Source organism: Pseudomonas sp. URIL14HWK12:I6 (genome assembly GCF_000514195.1).
GTDB classification, from domain to species: domain Bacteria; phylum Pseudomonadota; class Gammaproteobacteria; order Pseudomonadales; family Pseudomonadaceae; genus Aquipseudomonas; species Aquipseudomonas putida_A.
This window is the reverse complement of record NZ_AZVL01000011.1, coordinates 86,226-104,442: the sequence shown is the minus strand read 5'-3', so window position 1 is coordinate 104,442 and position 18,217 is coordinate 86,226. Positions and strand designations below refer to the sequence as shown.

General features: G+C 59.3%; 17 protein-coding genes and 1 pseudogene. 9 read left to right on the top strand and 9 right to left on the bottom strand.

Translation table 11 applies throughout. From position 1 onward, the window contains the following. Nucleotides 1-359 precede the first annotated feature (359 nt). A complete protein-coding gene (eco, locus tag H043_RS0116210; RefSeq protein ID WP_027612723.1) occupies nt 360-845 on the top strand; it encodes a serine protease inhibitor ecotin in 486 nt (161 codons plus the stop codon). Between the two features lie 21 nt (nt 846-866). Then, on the top strand, nt 867-1,172 hold the full coding sequence (locus H043_RS0116205) for an NIPSNAP family protein (protein WP_003225174.1): 306 nt from the start codon (nt 867-869) through the stop codon (nt 1,170-1,172). A 30-nt stretch (nt 1,173-1,202) separates the two neighbouring features. Here the strand turns inward: H043_RS0116205 and ilvA are convergent. Beyond that, nucleotides 1,203-2,192: pseudogene (gene ilvA / locus H043_RS29160) on the bottom strand (threonine ammonia-lyase, biosynthetic); the annotation flags it as partial. A 251-nt stretch (nt 2,193-2,443) separates the two neighbouring features. Here ilvA and H043_RS0116195 point away from each other — a divergent pair. Then, nucleotides 2,444-2,779 (top strand): DUF2834 domain-containing protein, encoded by a 336-nt coding sequence (locus H043_RS0116195; RefSeq protein ID WP_027612722.1) that lies wholly within the window; start codon nt 2,444-2,446, stop codon nt 2,777-2,779. Between the two features lie 145 nt (nt 2,780-2,924). Here H043_RS0116195 and H043_RS0116190 read toward each other — a convergent pair whose 3' ends face one another. After that, the gene (locus H043_RS0116190) at nt 2,925-3,848 is read right to left on the bottom strand and encodes a magnesium transporter CorA family protein (RefSeq protein ID WP_027612721.1); all 924 of its coding nucleotides are present in this window, start codon (nt 3,846-3,848) and stop codon (nt 2,925-2,927) included. 7 nt (nt 3,849-3,855) lie between these two features. Then, nucleotides 3,856-5,430 (bottom strand): RimK family protein, encoded by a 1,575-nt coding sequence (locus H043_RS0116185; RefSeq protein ID WP_027612720.1) that lies wholly within the window; start codon nt 5,428-5,430, stop codon nt 3,856-3,858. Nucleotides 5,431-5,522: 92 nt separating this feature from the next. Here H043_RS0116185 and rimI point away from each other — a divergent pair, with 92 nt between their 5' ends. Then, complete coding sequence (gene rimI, locus H043_RS0116180) at nt 5,523-6,641, top strand: ribosomal protein S18-alanine N-acetyltransferase (RefSeq protein WP_027612719.1); 1,119 nt, start codon at nt 5,523-5,525, stop codon at nt 6,639-6,641. A 130-nt stretch (nt 6,642-6,771) separates the two neighbouring features. Here the strand turns inward: rimI and H043_RS0116175 are convergent, their stop codons facing one another. Next, nucleotides 6,772-7,917 (bottom strand): PQQ-dependent sugar dehydrogenase, encoded by a 1,146-nt coding sequence (locus tag H043_RS0116175; protein WP_027612718.1) that lies wholly within the window; start codon nt 7,915-7,917, stop codon nt 6,772-6,774. 52 nt (nt 7,918-7,969) lie between these two features. After that, entirely contained in the window at nt 7,970-8,311 is a 342-nt protein-coding gene (locus tag H043_RS0116170; protein ID WP_027612717.1) for a hypothetical protein, read from the bottom strand. A 189-nt stretch (nt 8,312-8,500) separates the two neighbouring features. On the opposite strand from H043_RS0116170, the gene H043_RS0116165 reads away from it, so the two are divergent. Further along, nucleotides 8,501-9,373 (top strand): Ku protein, encoded by an 873-nt coding sequence (locus H043_RS0116165; protein WP_027612716.1) that lies wholly within the window; start codon nt 8,501-8,503, stop codon nt 9,371-9,373. Between the two features lie 146 nt (nt 9,374-9,519). On the opposite strand, the gene lpxO is transcribed toward H043_RS0116165, so the two are convergent. Beyond that, on the bottom strand, nt 9,520-10,419 hold the full coding sequence (gene lpxO, locus H043_RS0116160; RefSeq protein ID WP_027612715.1) for a lipid A hydroxylase LpxO: 900 nt from the start codon (nt 10,417-10,419) through the stop codon (nt 9,520-9,522). Between the two features lie 447 nt (nt 10,420-10,866). After that, on the bottom strand, nt 10,867-11,334 hold the full coding sequence (locus H043_RS0116150) for an anti-virulence regulator CigR family protein (protein WP_027612714.1): 468 nt from the start codon (nt 11,332-11,334) through the stop codon (nt 10,867-10,869). A gap of 385 nt (nt 11,335-11,719) precedes the next feature. On the opposite strand from H043_RS0116150, the gene H043_RS0116145 reads away from it, so the two are divergent. Together H043_RS0116145 and H043_RS0116140 are read left to right on the top strand one after the other, a co-directional pair. Beyond that, nucleotides 11,720-13,306: an ABC-F family ATPase gene (locus H043_RS0116145; protein ID WP_027612713.1), complete on the top strand. Its 1,587-nt coding sequence runs from the start codon at nt 11,720-11,722 to the stop codon at nt 13,304-13,306. A 279-nt stretch (nt 13,307-13,585) separates the two neighbouring features. Then, the gene (locus H043_RS0116140; protein WP_027612712.1) at nt 13,586-14,773 is read left to right on the top strand and encodes an MFS transporter; all 1,188 of its coding nucleotides are present in this window, start codon (nt 13,586-13,588) and stop codon (nt 14,771-14,773) included. A gap of 122 nt (nt 14,774-14,895) precedes the next feature. Here H043_RS0116140 and H043_RS0116135 read toward each other — a convergent pair whose 3' ends face one another. Both H043_RS0116135 and H043_RS0116130 read right to left on the bottom strand, forming a co-directional pair. Beyond that, nucleotides 14,896-15,933, bottom strand: coding sequence for a dienelactone hydrolase (locus H043_RS0116135; RefSeq protein WP_027612711.1), 1,038 nt, complete (start codon nt 15,931-15,933; stop codon nt 14,896-14,898). 238 nt (nt 15,934-16,171) lie between these two features. Continuing rightward, nucleotides 16,172-16,783 carry an FMN-dependent NADH-azoreductase gene (locus tag H043_RS0116130; RefSeq protein ID WP_027612710.1) on the bottom strand — a complete coding sequence of 204 codons (612 nt, stop codon included), beginning with the start codon at nt 16,781-16,783 and terminating at the stop codon, nt 16,172-16,174. A 125-nt stretch (nt 16,784-16,908) separates the two neighbouring features. Between H043_RS0116130 and H043_RS0116125 the strand changes: the two genes are divergently transcribed. After that, complete coding sequence (locus H043_RS0116125) at nt 16,909-17,817, top strand: LysR substrate-binding domain-containing protein (RefSeq protein WP_007964611.1); 909 nt, start codon at nt 16,909-16,911, stop codon at nt 17,815-17,817. Then, nucleotides 17,814-18,173, top strand: a complete 360-nt coding sequence (locus H043_RS0116120; protein WP_027612709.1) for an MmcQ/YjbR family DNA-binding protein — start codon at nt 17,814-17,816, stop codon at nt 18,171-18,173. Before H043_RS0116125 ends, H043_RS0116120 begins: the two co-directional genes overlap by 4 nt. The last annotated feature ends 44 nt before the right edge of the window (nt 18,174-18,217 follow it).

Genomic DNA, 18,217 nt, shown 5'->3' with positions numbered 1-18,217 from the left:
CCTTATTGATGAAACCGCCAATCAACTCTTCACGTTGACCGCTTTTGCTGCCCCTGCACGGGTGTGTCCCCGCTGATTCCCTGGTGCGGCAAACGGTTGTACTGCGAAATGCCCATTGGAGTGTAGGCGCCCGAAGCCGGTGCGCTGCACCAAAGCGACGCATAAAACGTGCCTTTCATCGGGTCATTTTGACCCTCATGAAATCAAGCACTTGGCGCGCTGGCCAGCAATTGGCCAGTTGCAAAATGCAAGATCGACCTTCCTGAGCACTGCAATTTGCAAGTCGACGCCGGTTTGCATTCATCGCTGATGACAGTGAGAATGCCCGACATCCACCCTACACCCGCCAGGAGGCTTTCATGGGTTCTTTACGCGCTCGCGCGACAATCGGTCTGCTCGTTGCCGGCCTGTCCACCCTCGCCCACGCGGCCAAACTCGAAGACGTTGCGCCGTATCCCAAGGCGGAAAACGGCTTCACCCGCCAAGTCATCTACCTGCCCAAACAGGATCAGGAGGAGAACTTCCAGGTTGAAGTCCTTGCCGGCAAGACCTTGGAAGTCGACTGCAATCGCCAACGTCTGGGTGGTGTTCTGGACGAGAAAAATCTCGAAGGTTGGGGCTATCCGTTCTACCGCCTGGAAAAAGTCATCGGCCCGATGAGCACGCTGATGGCCTGCCCACCCGGCACCGCGAAGAAACGCGCCTTTGTCCCGGTTGTCGGTGACGGCTTCATGCTGCGCTACAACAGCAAGCTGCCACTGGTGATCTACGCCCCGAAAGATGTCGAGGTGCGCTATCGCCTCTGGTCGGCTTCGGACAAGGTCGGCACTGCAATTGCGGAATGACCTGAACAGGGAGCGGCAAACGTGATTACCTGCCATGTGCGATACGTGATCGATCCGTACCAACTGACCGAATTCGAGGCCTACGCCAAGGCCTGGCTGGGCATCGTCGAGCGTTTGGGCGGCACGCATCACGGCTATTTCCTGCCCTCCGAGGGCGCGAGCAACATCGCTTATTGCCTGTTCAGCTTTCCTTCGCTGGCCGATTACGAAAGCTACCGGCACATCGCGCTGACCGACCCGGAAAGCACGGCGCTGGTGGAATCACTGGTGCAGAAGAAATTCATCGTCAGCTACGAGCGCAGTTTCCTGCGCCCACTGCTGCCCTGAGCGGTATCACGCCGGGACGCCGCACATCGCGGCGCGCTCGGCGACGTGGCGCAGGCTGTCGAAGTTGATATTCGCACCCGAGTCGATCGCGACGAAGGTCTGCTCGCGAACACCGCTGCGCGCCACGTATTGCTTGATGCCGGCCACCGCCAATGCCCCGGAAGGCTCGGTGATCGAGCGGGTATCGTCGTAGATATTCTTGATCGCCGCGCACAGCTCGTCATTGCTGACAGTGACCACCTCGTCCACGCAAAACCGGCACACTTCAAAACCATAAGCGCCGATCTGCGCCACCGCCACGCCATCGGCGAACGTTCCGACACTGGGCAACACAACGCGCGCATCCGCTTGCAGCGCCGCCTTCAGGCAGGCCGAATGCTCCGATTCGACACCGATGATCCGTACCTCCGGTCGCAGGTATTTGACGTACGCCGCGATGCCGGCGATCAGCCCGCCCCCACCGACCGGAACGAAGATCGCATCCAGCGGCCCCTGATGCTGACGGAGGATTTCCATGGCAACCGTGCCTTGGCCGGCGATCACGTCCGGGTCGTCGAATGGAGAGACAAAGGTGCGCCCGGTCTGCTCGGCGAGTTGCAGCGCATGGGCCAGGGCAAACGGAAAACTCTCGCCGTGCAGCAGCGCCTCGGCGCCCCGACTTCGCACCCCAAGCACCTTGAGTTCGGGCGTGGTCGAGGGCATGACAATGGTCGCCGCGATCCCCAGCTCCCGCGCTGCCAGCGCCACGCCTTGGGCATGATTGCCCGCCGAAGCGGTGATCACCCCGCGTGCTTTCTGCGCATCGCTCAATTGCACCAGCTTGTTGTAGGCGCCACGGATCTTGAAGGAGAACGTCGGTTGCAGGTCTTCGCGCTTGAGCAGGATCCGGTTGCCCAGCGCCTCGGACAGCGCCGGCGCCGCTTGCAACGGCGTGCGCACAGCAATGTCGTAGACCGGCGCGGCGAGGATCCTTTTCACGTACTGCTCAAGCAGGGCTTGCTGGTCGGGGCTGTGCGGCATGATCGTCTCCTGACGTTTTGATCAGAACCCCGGAGACAGAAAATGAAAACCCGCCTCTAGGGCGGGTTGGGTGCTGCAGTCGTGAGCTAGCCCGCCAAATGAGGAATGGCGGTAATAATGCTTGGCTGGCAGCGCAATACGGTGGAAGTCATGGGCCTGAAATTAGCCCGGCGGCGACCAGCGAGTCAATGGCTTATTTGCGGATGCCAAGTTAGGCTGGCGATTATGCTCATCACCCAAGGAAGGAATGCATGATGTCTGTCGCCCTGCCCCTCACTGCGTTGATTGCGTTTACTGGCTACACCGTATCGGTAATGCTCCAGGCCGAACAGTCGTTGATCGACTTCGGCCTCAGCCTGATGTCGCGTCCGGACACGGCGCAGGTGGTGATTGATCTGTATCTGCTGGCGACGCTGGCCGGGGTATGGATGGTCAAGGACGCCCGCTCGCGAGGGATGTCGGTCTGGTCGGTGGTGCCGTATCTGTTGCTGACGGCGGTATTTGTGTCGATTGGGCCGTTGTTGTATCTGGTGGTGCGTGGGGTTCGGGAGCGCAGGAAAGTGACGGTGGCAGATCCGGCGAGCTGATCTTGAGCCTACGGTGCTGCTGAAATAGCTTTCGCGAGCAAGCCCGCTCCCACAAGGGATTTGTGTCAGGCACAGATCCCGTGCCAGCCCGCGATCCACTGTGGGAGCTGGCTTGCCAGCGAAGGCGTCGGCAAGCCACCACAGATCACTTGGCCAACCGCCGCAACCCAAACAACATCCCCCCCGCCCCCAACAACATCACCAGCAGAAACAGCGGGTAGGAAATCCACCACGGCGTGCCCGCCGTCATCATGCTGAATTCCGACATCCCGCCGATGCTTGCAATCAGGTTCAACGGCAGAAACACCACGTTGATCAACGTCAACTTGCGCAGCAGGTTGTTCATGCTGTTGTTCATCAGATTGCCGCGCGCATCGATCAGCCCCGAGAACACCGTGGAGTAGATCTCCGCCTGCTTGTAGCACTGGTTGTTTTCGATGATCAGGTCGTCGATCAGCCCGATCGCCTCACTGCCGAAATGCTGCTTTTCCGCATGATTGCGCAGCCGCGTCAGCACCGCGCCATTGCTGTGCAGGGCATTGATGTAATAGATCAGGCTTTCGCTGAGATTAAACATCTGCACCAGATGCTGGTTCTGCATCGAGGCGTTGAATTTCTGTTGCAGCTCGCGGGCCACCAGCTTGATCACCTTGAGGTGGCCAAGGTAATGGTGGATGTTGTTGAACAGCAGATCGAGCAACACATCCAGCGGTGCATTGAGCGGCTGGCGTGTGCCGATGCCGTGCAGCGGCGTGTCGTCGGTCGCGATCACCAGCAATTGGCCGGGCGCAAACAGCAGGCCACAGGACGACACTTCAAACGCCAGGCTGCCACCGCCGGAGTAGTTTTCCGGGCGTTTCCAGATCAGGAACAAGTGATCGGGGTGAAACTCGATTCGCGAGACCTCGTCCGGGTCCAGCGCCGAGGCCAACGCGTGTTCGTCGACCTTGTAGTGACTGTGGAGCAAGTCGCGTTCGGCAGCATCAGGATTGCTGAACAGCATCACCTCGGCGTCCAGCCGCTCGACCCGCTGCAGCACGCCATGACTCAATGCGAAACTGCTGATCATCGGCGCGTCACCAGGCCTGGCCGCGACGTTTGAGCTCCAGCCGTCTCACGAACTCCTCCAGCACCAGTGAATACAGATCGTCCTGCAAGTAGGCGTCTTCGATACCTGCATCGAGGTTGGGGTTGTCGTTGACCTCGATTACTACCACTTTGTCGCCGGCCTGTTTCAGGTCCACGCCGTAGAGGCCATCGCCGATCAGGTTGGCGGTCTTGACCGCCAGTTCTACCACCGCTCGCGGCGCCTCGTGCACGGCCAGGGTGCGACACTCGCCGTTGATGTCCTGGCCCTTGGCTTTGTGGTTGTAGATTTGCCAGTGACCCTTGGACATGAAGTACTGGCAGGCGAAGATCGGTTTGCGGTTGAGCACGCCGATGCGCCAGTCGTACTCGGTGTAGAAAAACTCCTGAGCAAGCAGCAACACCGAGTGCTCGAACAGTTCGGCGGTGGCTTCGAGCAACGCCTGCTGGCTTTCGACCTTGATCACTCCGCGAGAAAAACAGCCGTCGGGGATCTTCAGCACCAGCGGAAAACCGAGGCGTTCGCCGACCCGCTCGAAGTCTTCCGGTCGTTCCTTGTAGAGAATTTCGGTGGCGGGCATGCCCAGTTGGTGGCTGTTGAGCAGGTCGGTCAGATACACCTTGTTGGTGCAGCGCAGGATCGACGTCGGATCATCCATGACCACCAGCCCTTCGCTTTCGGCTTTTTTTGCAAAGCGATAGGTGTGGTTGTCGACGCTGGTGGTCTCGCGGATCAGCAAGCCGTCGTACTCGGCGATCCGCGCATAATCCTTACGTTCGATCAGCTCGACGTCGATGCCCATGCGTTTGCCGACCCGCACGAAGTTTTCCAGTGCCTTGGCGTTGGATGGCGGCAAGGCTTCCTGCGGATCGTGCAGGATCGCCAGGTCGTAACGCGCCACTTGTGGCGAGCGTGGCGCCCGCCAGACTTTGCGGCTGAAGCCGTCCAGCGCATTGGCGAACTGGTCTTCCTGATCGTCACGCAACTTGTGCAGCGCGCCGGACTTTATGCCTTCGATGTGCCAACCGTTAGTTCGCCGAAACTCAACTAACAGGATTGGACAAGGAAACACTTCAAACAACTGTCGAGCCAGATCCTGCAGCGGCTCGATATGAGTCTTGCCGAAGTAAAGAGTCAAGGTGAAACCTTCGGTATCGCTGTACAGATGATGACTGAGGGCTTTTTCCAGGGTTTTATCGAGATCGTCCAGCGCCAGACCGTAAAGCGATTTTTTCGTCAGTTCGCTGATGGTGCGCACCGATGGAATCACCTTGTGGCCGCGGGCTTCAGCCAGCAGCGAGCAGTAGTAACCGTGCCCGAGGTATTTGTAGCTGCGGCACAGGTTGATCACCTGCACGCGCTTGCCCGGCTCGCTGTCACGGGTTTGCTCGAGGTATTCCTGAGCTGTGACGATGTCCTCGCTGGGAAAGTACGAGGCCCAGTCTTCCTTGCGTTCGACGATAATCAACACTTGACTGGAAATTCTGATGGCTGGATTTAAAAAAGTTGCCGCCGGCAAACTTTGCTCGGATACTTCGCGCCAATGACCCTGTACCGCTGACATAGAGATTGATCCGTTGGAGAACAAGACCATTTCTATTAAGCACGAAGTTTTTCGAAAGTCCCGTTTCGTTACGCAACTTTTACGGTGGTCATATGAATGCTGTTTTTCGTTTGGCGGTAGTTGAAGATCTGCCAGCGCTGCTGGCCCTGGAAATGCAATGTTTCACCACCGACCGGCTCACCAGCCGCAGCTTTCAGTGGATGATCACCCGCGCCCATGCGCAGTTGCTGGTCGCCGAGCTTGATGGTCGATTGCTCGGCTACGCACTGGTACTGTTTCATCGCGGCACCTCGCTGGCGCGCCTGTACTCGATCGCCATTGCCGGGGAAGCTCGCGGCAGCGGATTGGGCAAACAGTTGCTGCAACGTATCGAGGCCTGCGCCGTCGAGCATGACTGCGCATACCTGCGCCTGGAAGTGCGTATCGACAACCCCACCGCCATCGCGCTTTACGAGCGCAACGGCTACCGACGCTTTGCGTTGATTCACGATTACTACGAGGACCACGCCGATGCGCTGCGCCTGGAAAAGCGCATTGTTCAGCATCGTGATTCGCGCAACATCAAGGTGCCCTATTACCCGCAAACCACTGAATTTACCTGTGGCCCGGCTTGCCTGCTGATGGCCATGGGCGCGCTGCAACCTGAGCGCTTGCTGGAGCGGCGTGAGGAATTGCAGATCTGGCGTGAAGCGACCACGGTGTTCATGACCTCCGGCCATGGTGGCTGCAGCCCCCAGGGCTTGGCACTGGCGGCCTGGCGACGGGGTTTTAAGGTGCGTTTGCAGCTGAGTATGGCCGGACCATTGTTCCTCGATGGCGTGCGCGATGAGCATAAAAAAGACGTCATGCGCCTGGTGCACGAGGAGTTCACTGCGCAAATGCACGAAACCGACATCGATCGGCAGATTGGCACCCACCTGGATTTGCCGAAGTTGTTACAGGCTGGCGGACAGCCTCTGGTGCTGATCAGCAGCTATCGCCTGACCCGTTCCAAGTCACCGCACTGGGTGGTGGTCACCGATTGCGATGAAGACTTTGTGTATCTGCACGATCCGGATGTCGATCACAGCCAGCATCGTCAGCCGATGGACTGCCAGCATGTGCCGGTCAGCCATGGCGAGTTTGAGAAGATGAGCCGGTTTGGGCGTGGGAAATTGCGCGCGGCGGTGGTTTTGTATGCCTGCAATACGCCAACTATCGTTACGCTCTAGAGACTTTTTTGTGGCGAGGGAGCTTGCTCCCGCATGAGTGCGTAGCGCTCACAAGAGCTTGGGGCCGCTGCGCAACCCAGCGGGAGCAAGCTCCCTCGCCACAGGACGTCAGTGAAAATTGGAAGTGAAGTTATTTCAGGCCGACCTTGTACAGCGCACCGTCCTGCTCATCTGTCAGCACATACAGATAGCCATCCGGCCCCTGCCGTACATCACGAATCCGCTGTTTCAGCTCACCCAGCAGCCGTTCCTCGTGCACCACCTTGTCCCCGTCAAACTGCAAGCGAATGAGCTCCTGACTGACCAGAGCGCCGATGAACAGGTTCTGCTGCCAAGGCTTGAAGCGGTCAGCGTCATAGAACGCCATCCCGCTGACACCGGGGGACTTCTCCCAGACATGGTGCGGATCAACCGCACCCTCGACACTCTTGCCCTTGGCTTCCGGGATCGGTTGCAGCGAATAGTTGATGCCGTGAGTCGCCAGCGGCCAACCGTAGTTCTTGCCGCGCTCAATGATGTTCACCTCATCGCCGCCACGGGGGCCGTGTTCGTTTTCCCAGATAGTGCCATTCCACGGATTGAGCGCCGCGCCCTGCGGGTTGCGCTGGCCGTACGACCAGATTTCCGGACGCACACCGGATTGGCCCACGAACGGGTTGTCATCCGGCACCTTGCCGTCGGGGAAGATCCGCACGACCTTGCCCTGCAGCTTGTCGAGATCCTGCGCGGTCGGTCGGTCGTTGTTTTCGCCCAGGGTGATGAACAGATAACCGTCGCGGTCGAACACCAGTCGTGAGCCGAAGTGGTTGCCGGTCGAGAGTTTCGGCTCCTGACGGAAGATCACCTTGAAATCGCTGATCGTCTTCAGGTCATCCGACAGCCGCCCACGCCCCACCGCCGTACCGGCCTTGTCCCCGGCACCACCGCCCTCGGCGTAGGACAGATAGACCAGACGATCCTGTTTGAAGTCCGGCGACAGCACCACGTCGAGCAAACCGCCCTGGCCCTTGGCCCAGACCTTCGGCACGCCACTGATGGGCTCGGAACGCTTGCCGTCGGGTGTAATCACCCGCAGGTTGCCCGGACGCTCGGTCACCAGCATCCCCTGACGATCCGGCAGAAACGCCAGCGCCCAAGGGTGCTGAAGGCCTTGAGTAATCGTGGTGACTTCAAGGGTGCCCTGCTCGCTTTGCAACTCTTGTGGAGCAGCGGCGAAAGCTGGAGCGCTGATCAGCGCGCCGGCGCACAGCGTGGCTAGAAGGGTTTTACGCAACATGCACGATTCCTTTTGTTCATTTCAAAGGCTGACAGGAACGCAGTCCCGCCGTTCAACGGTTGCTGTCTCCATCGCGTGGCGGTGGGTTGGGGATGAATCTGGGCGGCGTACTCGGTACCGAACGCTGCTGCTGACCATTGCCAATCCCACCGTTGCCAACGGTAGGCGTACTGGGTACCGGCACTGTATTCGGCCCGCGAATCGCCGGCGCGCTGGGCTGCGTGCCCTGCATGCTGTTGGGATTGGCCCGGCGGATCGGGCTGTTGTAGGGATTGTTGTTGGTGCCGGTGGGACTTTGCGCCAGCAACAGCGGCGCGGACGGTGCCGCGACGTCGGCATGCGCCAGACCGGCCCCAAGGAGCAGAACGATAATGCCTGGCAGTATTCGGTTCATGGGGTGGCCTCGCGGTGCACAGGTGATAGAGCCTTCGAGTCCACGCTACGCCCCGGGTTCGGATTTGTTAACCCGTCGCCCTTAAACAAGATGTAACACGGCTTGACCGGCAACGCCGCGCGCCACGCAAATGCCGGAAACTTTCGCACTGCGCCACAGGTCACCTGATCATCACTTGGAGAACTCACCATGGCTCGGGCAATCTGGAAAGGCGCGATCAGTTTCGGACTGGTACACATCCCTGTCGCGCTGGTGTCGGCAACCTCTTCGCACGGCGTGGACTTTGACTGGCTCGACAGCCGCAGCATGGATCCGGTGGGCTACAAACGGGTGAACAAGGTCACCGGCAAGGAAGTCACCAAGGAGCACATCGTCAAAGGTGTGGCCTATGAAAAAGGTCGCTACGTGGTGCTCAGCGAGGAAGAGATCCGCTCGGCGCACCCGGTGTCGACGCAGACCATCGACATTTTCTCCTTCGTCGATGCCGAGCAGATCCCGCTGCAGAACATCGACACACCCTACTATCTCGCACCTGACAAGCGCGGCGGCAAGGTCTACGCCCTGCTGCGCGAAACATTGAGCAAAACCAACAAGGTCGCCCTCGCCCGCGTCGTCCTGCACACTCGGCAATATCTGGCAGCACTGATGCCGCTGGAATCGGCGCTGGTGCTGGTCAAACTGCGCTGGCCGCAAGAGGTGCGCGGCCTCGACGAACTGGAACTGGGCAGCGAGGTGACCAAGCCGCAACTGGCCAAGGGCGAGCTGGACATGGCTAAACGTCTTGTGCAGGACATGAGCGGCGACTGGAGCCCGGAGGACTACAAGGACGAGTTTGAAGACAAGATCATGGCCCTGGTTGAGAAAAAGGCCCACGAAGGCAAGATCGAGGATGTCGAGACCGTGGGTGGCGAGGAGGAGCGCAAGTCTGCGGATGTTATCGACTTGACCGAGTTGCTTAAACGCAGCCTGGGCGGTAAAGCGCCGGCCAAAGCGAAGGCAAAAGAAAAGCCTGCCAGTAAGGCAGCCCCGGCGAGAAAGACCAAAAAGGCCTCGGGGGAGTAAATCAGATGCGGTTCCTGTCAGGAAGCTGACAGGTTGGCTTTGAGAGACTCATCGCTCCCACAGTTGAAATGCGTTCTTTCCTGAACTCACATTCCACTGTAGGAGCCAGCCTGCTGGCGATGGCATAAACAGGCGCGATACACCGGTCAGATCAAAATGAAGATCGCCAGCAAACCGCCAAAAATCGCCCACTTTTCCATGTAATAGCGCGCGCGATTACGTTTTTTCAGCTCTTTACCACGCAGGCGAACCTTGTAGATTTTGGTAAACAGGCGGTTGATCCCACCAGTGCGGTCACCCGCGTCGTTCGGCGCACCGGCCGCGGACATCACGGTACGGCTGAACCAGCTGTTGAACGCTGCCGCCCAGCGATATTTCATCGGGCGCTCGATGTCGCAGAACAGGATGATGCGGTTTTTGTCGGTGGTGTTTTCGGCGTAGTGGATGTAAGTCTCATCAAACATCACCGCTTCACCGTCGCGCCAGTGGTAGCTCTCACCGTCGACATTGATGTAGCAACCGGCGTCGTTCGGCGTGTCGAGCCCCAGGTGGTAGCGGTACGAACCGGCATACGGGTCACGGTGGCGAACCAGTTTCGAACCCGGTGGCAGCTCGGCGAACATCGCGGCCTTGATCGAACCGATGCTCTGCACCAGCTCAGTGGTGCGCGGGCACAGCTTCATCGCCGACGGATGGCTCTCGCCGTACCATTTCAAGTAGAAGCGCTTCCATCCACTTTTGAAGAACGAATTGAAACCGACGTCATCGTACTGATTCGAGCGCTTGATCTCACCGGCGCGCAGCAAATCCTGCCCTTCCTGGCGAATTTCTTCCCAATGCGCCTGCAACGGGCTCAGGTCCGGAAACTCGGACGGATCGAGATACGGTTTGTTCGGCTTCTTCGAAAACAGGTAAAGGAAGCAGTTGATCGGGGCCAGAAACGTCGAGTGATCGCTCAATTGACGGCCCAGTTTGTGACGCACACGGCCACGAAGGTGAACGTATGCAATCGAAATGACATAAATAGCGGCAATGATGAGTTTCACGGAAATCGTCACACGTCAAAAGTGAACAAACTGCGCGCCTGCCGGCCGGAGGCCCAGGGTCTATGCAGTGGCATGAATACAGATACTATCCCGGTGGCACTTCCTTGAGCCCATGCCGTTAGCGGCTATTGGGTAATCGGATGGCATTTTAGCCATACTTTGTAACCAATGGTGAACCTGATCTGTTAAAAACTGTCCGCAGAATCTGCCAAACGGCAGGCGCGACAATACGCTCGTGCAGGTGCAGGAGTGCTGACGCAGAACAAAAACAAAGGTTGGAATACGCTTCGACCGAGGTCGCTATGCCGTGCCCACGGACGATATTGTGGTCGAGTCCGATAGGTTGACCATGGACGCCATGCTGCCTAAGGGCCCCGCCGTCATGATCCGTTACCTGACCTTCGGCGCGGCCTTTGCTGGAGATGCTGCCTTAGAACCGGCAACCGATTAATCGAAAGCGCCATTCAGCACTTCGTAAATAAGCCCGCTCGCAATCGCCACCAGGATCAAATCGGTGCCCGCCTGCTGCCACTCATATCCGTCGTAATGAGGCAGGCGCCCCGCCAGTCGCCCATCCAGTTTTTTGGCGATACCCGGCGGCAACGGCTTGCCGCGCGCCAGATTCTTCTGAATGCCGGGAGGCAGTGCCGGACCGGGGCTCCAGTAGTCTCTGTAGCCGTGGAGCACACCCAGCACACCGTTTCGATCGATCACCGGTGCATAATCCCGGTTGCCCGAGTTGGATCCTTTGTTTTTGCCACCCTGATTGCCGTGACCCTGACTGTTCTGGGAGCCGCCCTTGCCGTTCCCTTTGCCATTACCATTACCATTTCCCGGATCGGCCAGTGCGGTTACTGAACTCACCGCCAAAGCCAGGCAAGTAACAGACGCAACAAGTAATCGTGTTTTAAACATGACCGTCCTCTCATGAGAAATTCCTGTTTGAAATGTAGACGATGTTGCTGGTTTTGGTTGCTCCCTGGATTGCTCCAAGCGCGGCCAGTCCGGGCCGACCTCAGCCTTGCGCGGCAAGGAACACCGTTACGCAACAGCCTTCAGGTTCATTAGCGTCTGCCATACAACTGCCGCATGACTTATGCGACAATGCGCGCAATGTCTGGCATGAATCCCGCCTTTATTGCCCAACAGCTTGGACACCGCGTCCAGAGGCTGCTCTCGACCCATGCCTGCTGGCTGTACGCCAACAGTGACCGGGCCCGGGAAGAAAACGCTCCAAAATGCCCCAATAATGGCCCAAGCGCCAAATGTGCGGCTCGCAACCCATTGATAGGTAAAGCAATTGATCTCCACAGCTAACATCACGATGCAGTTCGGCGCCAAGCCGCTCTTCGAAAACGTTTCGGTCAAATTCGGTGCGGGCAACCGCTACGGCCTGATCGGCGCCAACGGTTGCGGCAAGTCGACCTTCATGAAAATCCTCGGCGGCGACCTCGATCCGTCCGGCGGTCAGGTCATGCTCGAGCCGAACGTGCGTCTGGGTAAATTGCGCCAGGACCAGTTCGCCTACGAAGAATTCACCGTGATCGATACCGTGATCATGGGTCACGAAGAGCTGTGGAAGGTCAAGGCCGAGCGCGATCGCATCTACTCGCTGGCGGAGATGAGCGAAGAAGACGGCATGGCCGTGGCCGAGCTGGAAACCGAGTTCGCCGAGATGGACGGCTACACCGCCGAATCCCGCGCCGGTGAACTGCTGCTGGGTCTGGGTATTCCGCTGGAACAGCACTTCGGCCCGATGAGCGAAGTCTCGCCAGGCTGGAAACTGCGCGTATTGCTGGCGCAGGCGCTGTTCTCCGATCCGGAAGTGCTGTTGCTCGACGAACCGACCAACCACCTGGACATCAACACCATTCGCTGGCTGGAAAACGTTCTGACCCAGCGTAACAGCCTGATGATCATCATCTCTCACGACCGTCACTTCCTGAACAGCGTGTGCACGCACATGGCTGACCTGGATTACGGCGAGCTGCGCCTGTTCCCGGGCAACTACGACGAGTACATGACCGTGGCGACCCAGTCCCGCGAGCAACTGCTGTCGGACAACGCCAAGAAGAAAGCGCAGATTTCCGAGCTGCAATCGTTCGTCAGCCGCTTCTCGGCCAACGCCTCGAAAGCCAAACAGGCCACTTCCCGCGCCAAGGCGATCGACAAGATCCAGCTGGCCGAGGTCAAGCCGTCCAGCCGCGTGAGCCCGTTCATACGCTTCGAGCAGAACAAAAAGCTGCACCGCCAGGCGGTCATGGTCGAAAAGATGGCCAAAGGTTTCGACGGCAAGCCACTGTTCAAGGACTTCAGCTTCCAGGTTGAAGCCGGCGAGCGCGTAGCGATCATCGGCCCGAACGGTATCGGCAAAACAACCCTGCTGCGTACCCTGGTCAACGAACTGACCCCGGATGCCGGTAGCGTCAAGTGGACCGACGCCGCGGAACTGGGCTACTACGCTCAGGACCATGCGCACGACTTCGAAGACGACGTGACGCTGTTCGACTGGATGGGTCAGTGGACTCAGGGCGAGCAGATGATTCGCGGCACTCTGGGCCGCATGCTGTTCTCCAACGACGAGATCCTCAAGTCGGTCAAAGTGATTTCCGGTGGTGAGCAAGGTCGCATGCTGTTCGGCAAGCTGATCCTGCAAAAGCCGAACGTGCTGATCATGGACGAACCGACCAACCACTTGGACATGGAATCGATCGAGGCGCTGAACCTGGCGCTGGAAAACTACCCGGGCACGCTGATCTTTGTCAGCCACGACCGTGAGTTCGTATCGTCCCTGGCGACACGCATCATCGAGCTGAGCGCCAACGGCGTGACTGACTTCAGCGGCACTTACGATGACTACCTGCGTAGTCAGGGTGTGGTGTTCTAAGAGCAGCTTCGAGTATTGAGCTGCTAGCTGCAAGATAAAAGCCCCGTCCTTGTGACGGGGCTTTTTGCATTTCAAGGGATAGTGATTTTGTGCTGCAAAGCCCTTCGCGAGCAGGCTCGCTCCCACAGGAAACGCATTCCAAATGTGGGAGCGAGCCTGCTCGCGAAGAGGCCCTCGAAAACACCACCGCCTCCAGGAAAAATAGTTAGCCTGCTTCCTTTTATTCCAGCGCCCAGCCATGATGCCCACTCTCCCACCGCCGCCCGCGAACGAGTCCACATGTCTGCGCAGCAACCGCCTCCGCAAAGCTCCCTGGCGATCACCCTGCAGATCGTCTCCATCGTGTTCTACACCTTTGTCGCCTTCCTGTGCATCGGCCTGCCGATTGCGGTGTTGCCCGGCTATGTTCACGAGCAATTGGGATTCAGTGCGATCGTTGCCGGGCTGGTCATTGGCTCGCAGTATCTGGCCACCCTGCTCAGTCGGCCGATGGCCGGACGCATGTCGGATACGCTGGGTACCAAACGGGCGATTGTTTTTGGCTTGTCGGGGATTGTGCTCAGCGGGCTGCTGACGCTGATCTCAACGCTGTTGCAGGACTTCCCGATGCCGAGCCTGATCATTCTGATCATCGGTCGACTGCTGCTCGGCGTCGCACAGGGCCTGATCGGCGTCGGTACCATCAGTTGGTGCATGGGCCAGGTCGGTGTCGAACACACGGCGAGGTCGATCGGCTGGAACGGCATTGCCTCCTATGGCGCAATAGCGATTGGCGCGCCACTGGGCGTGGTGATGGTCGCCGACTACGGCTTTGCCAGCCTGGGTATCGCCTTGTCGATATTGGCCGCGGGCGCCCTGGTGTTGATCCGCAATAAACCCTCGGTGCCGGTGGTACGCGGCGAACGGCTGCCTTTTTGGGCGGTGTTCGGGCGGATTGCACCGTATGGGGCCAGTTTGACTCTGGCGTCGATCGGTTACGGCACGCTGACCACCTTCATCACCCTTTATTACCTCAACCGTGGCTGGAGCGGCGCGGCGTATTGCCTGACGGTGTTCGGCGTATGTTTCATCCTGTCGCGGCTGCTGTTCATTTCGGCGATCAGCCGCTTTGGCGGTTTCAATTCGGCGATCGCCTGCATGACCATCGAGACCGTCGGCCTGGTGTTGTTGTGGCTGGCGCCCTCTACCGCGTTCGCCCTGATTGGCGCGGGACTGGCCGGGTTTGGCTTGTCGCTGGTGTATCCGGCGCTGGGGGTCGAGGCGATCAAGCAGGTGCCCAGTTCCAGCCGTGGCTCGGGGTTGGGGGCTTATGCGGTGTTCTTTGATCTGGCGCTGGCGATTGCCGGGCCGTTGATGGGCGCTGTGGCGTTGAATCTGGGGTATGCGTGGATTTTCTTCAGTGCGGCGCTGTTGTCAGTGATCGGGCTGGGGTTGACCTTGGTACTCAAGCGCCACTCGACATCCTGAAATTTCGTACAAATCACTGTGGGAGCGGGCTTGCTCGCGAAGGCGGTGGGTCAGTCAAAATATAGAGTGACTGATCTATCGCATTCGCGAGCAAGCCCGCTCCCACAGGGGGATTGAGTCGTTTATTGATCCGCGGTCTGCATCCCCGCCCGGCTCGGCTTGCCCAGCGTGCGCGAGAAGAACTGCCCGGCCTCGGAGATCAGGTTGCGGTGAATGTCTTCGCGATCCACGCCGTCAGCATCGGTGCACAGCGCCGGCATCGCACGAATCTGCTCTTCATTGCACGGCGCCATGAATACGAAGTGCCCTGCCCCGGCCAATAACTTGAAGTCCGGCGCGGTCGGCAGTTTGCGCGCCAGAGCCGCGGCGTTTTTGTCGAAGGCCACCAGTTTGTCGCCATCGCCGCTGTACAGCAGCACCGGCACATGCACATCCGCCAGGGTGCTACGGCCGAATTTCAGGCTCAGCGGCGCCATCAGCAGCAAGGCATGCACGCGCGAATCGGCCACTGGCTGCAAATCGTCGCGGTCGACGATCAGTTCACCCTGGGTGTTACAGGCATCATGGTCGTCCGGGCGTTCCTGGCAGTAGCGGCGCAGACGATCCAGATCAGGCTGCGCGCCGGAGAGAATCAACGCGGTTTCGCCACCGGCCGAATAACCAATCACCCCGACCTGATCGGCGTTGACGAACGGCGAGAGCATCGGGTCGCCGAGGGTGGCGGTGATCGCTTCGGAAATCTGGATCGGCCGCCCATACAGATTGCTCAGGGTGCCGAGGCGGCTGTGGTCTTTGGAGTTGTCGCCCGGATGAATCACCGCGACCACCACAAAGCCCTTGCGTGCCAGCGAGGTGGCGAGGTCATGCAGCGCCAGCGGCGTTCCGGTGTTGCCGTGAGACAGCATCAGCATCGGAAAACGACCGATGGCCACCTTGGTGTCAGCGCCGGCCTCGACGGTGTAACCCTCAAGCAGGCTGCTATGTTCACGGTCGCTGGAAGGATAGAAGGCGATGGCGCGCATCGGTTGCAGATCCAGCGGATCGAGGAATGTCATTTCGTGGTAACCGACACTCCAGACAGGGTGTCGCCCGGGCGCGGCATGCACTGAACCGAGGCTGCCGAGCAGGCAAATCAGTAACGTTGCACAAAGACGCATCATGGGATGGCCCACCCTGTGTTACTCAATCGAAAGATCCTTTGTGTTCCGACACGCCCCAAACCCTGAGGTTCGGAGATCCGGCGCAACGGTGCACTCAGACGTTGATCGTTTGACTGCATAACCCGGGCCAGATTATGCAACAGTCAGAAACAAAAAACTCCGCATCTGGCCCTTGCAGAACCAGAATACAGAGTTTTTTGAGGGGCTACCTGAACGGCAGCAGGTCTTTACGCAATGCTTACGCGGCGGCGAACAACTGCTCGCTGATCTTCGCCTGAGCAGCGCTCATCGCGTTGTTGCGCACTTCATCACCGTAGGCCAGACCTTCGGCACGGACGATTTCGATGTCGGTGATGCCGAGGAAGCCCAGTACCAGCTTCAGATATTCCTCGTGAGCGATGCCGCTCGCCTGACCGGCATGGATGCCGCCGGAGGTGGAGACGATCACCACTTTCTTGCCACCGCACAGGCCTTCAGGGCCGGCTTCGGTGTAGCGGAAAGTCTGGCCGGCAACGGCGACGCGGTCGATCCAGGCCTTGAGCTGGGTCGGCACGGTGAAGTTGTACATCGGCGCGGCAATGACGATGGCGTCGGCAGCGATGAATTCAGCCAGGGTCGAGGCGCTCAGTTCGGCTTCGTGCTGTTGTGCGGCGTCGCGCAGTTCAGCGGTGGTACCGGCAGCCACCAGGGTGGTCGACGAGAAGTGACTGATGGCGTCGGCGGCCAGGTCACGGTAGGTGACCACGGCGGTTGGCTCGGCGGCTTGCCAGGCTTTGACGACTTGGCTGCTCAACTGACGGGAAGCGGAGTTGTCGCCCAGAATGCTCGAATCGATGTGCAGCAGTTTCATGTGGAATCTCCTGTAAAGAATCGCCGGCGGCGACGGAATGGAGACAATCCTACGGAAGAAACCAATAGCTGATTAGCCGCCGACAATGCGATAGTTCGTCCCACTGATAGAACGGTGGACTTTTCATGCAGGATCTCAATGATCTCTACTATTTCGCCAAGGTGGTCGAGGCCGGTGGCTTCGCCGCAGCCGGGCGTTTGCTGGGCATTCCCAAGTCCCGCCTGTCACGACGCATCGCCGAACTCGAAGAGCGCCTCGGCGCCCGTCTGCTGCAACGCACCACGCGCCAGTTGAACCTGACCGCGGTTGGCGAGCGCTACTTGCGTCACTGTCAGGCGATGTTGCTGGAAGCGGAGATGGCCGACGAAGCGGTCGCCAGCATGTCCAGCGAGCCACGTGGCCGCCTGCGCGTATCCTGTCCTACCGGTCTGGCGCGGGAAATGTTGCCGTGGGTGATCAGCGAATTCCTCGGCAAATTCCCTCAGGTGCAACTGGAGGTGGTGCTGCTCAATCGCCGGGTGGATCTGGTGGCCGAAGGCTTCGACGTGGCCCTGCGTGTACGCGAGTTGGGCGATGAAGATCCCTTGCTGGTCACCCGGCGTCTGCGCCAGGCACAAATGGTCGTGGTGGCCAGCCCGGCTTTTGTCGAGGGCAAAACCATCACTCATCCGCAGGACTTGAAGAACCTGCCGGTGCTCGGCGCGCTGGAGGCCGATCGCATGGTGCATGTGCGCTTGCTGGATGAGCAAGGCAACAGCGTCGAACTGAACATGGAGGCGCGGTTGGGCATCGATGACTTCATCGTGCGCAAGGCCTGTGTGCTCGCCGGCCAGGGTTTTACCCTGCTGCCGATGATGTATTGCGAAGCCGACCTTGAGAGCGGCGCGCTGGTGCAACTGTTGCCCGAGTGGTCGTTGCCCGGCGGCTGGTTGCAGGCGGTGTATCCGCATCGACGCGGGGTGATGCCGGCGGTGCGGGCGTGGATCGATCACTTGGTCGAATCGTTCAATGCGTGTGGGGAGCGGTTGTTATGAATAAGGGAAAAATGAACGAAGCGGACGTCGCCGCCTTCTGCCTGGCCTTGCCGGGCGCGCGGGAGGATTACAAATGGGGCGGCGTGCGGGTGTTCTCGATTGCAGGCAACAAGATGTTTGCCCTGCAAGGGCTGCGCGGCGATTCACTGGCATTCAAGGTCGACAAGGATCTGTTTCTCGGCCATTGCGACCGCCCGGGTATTCACCCTGCGCCTTATCTGGCGCGGGCGCAGTGGATCATCATGCACCCGCCCTACCCGCTGGGTGCCGAGGAACTGCAGGGATTACTGACGCGTTCGCATCAATTGGTGGTAGGCAAATTGCCCAAAAAAACCCAAATCGGATTGTTGCTCTAGCTTTTTGATTTTGATTTTGGTGGGAGCGGGCTTGCTCGCGAAAG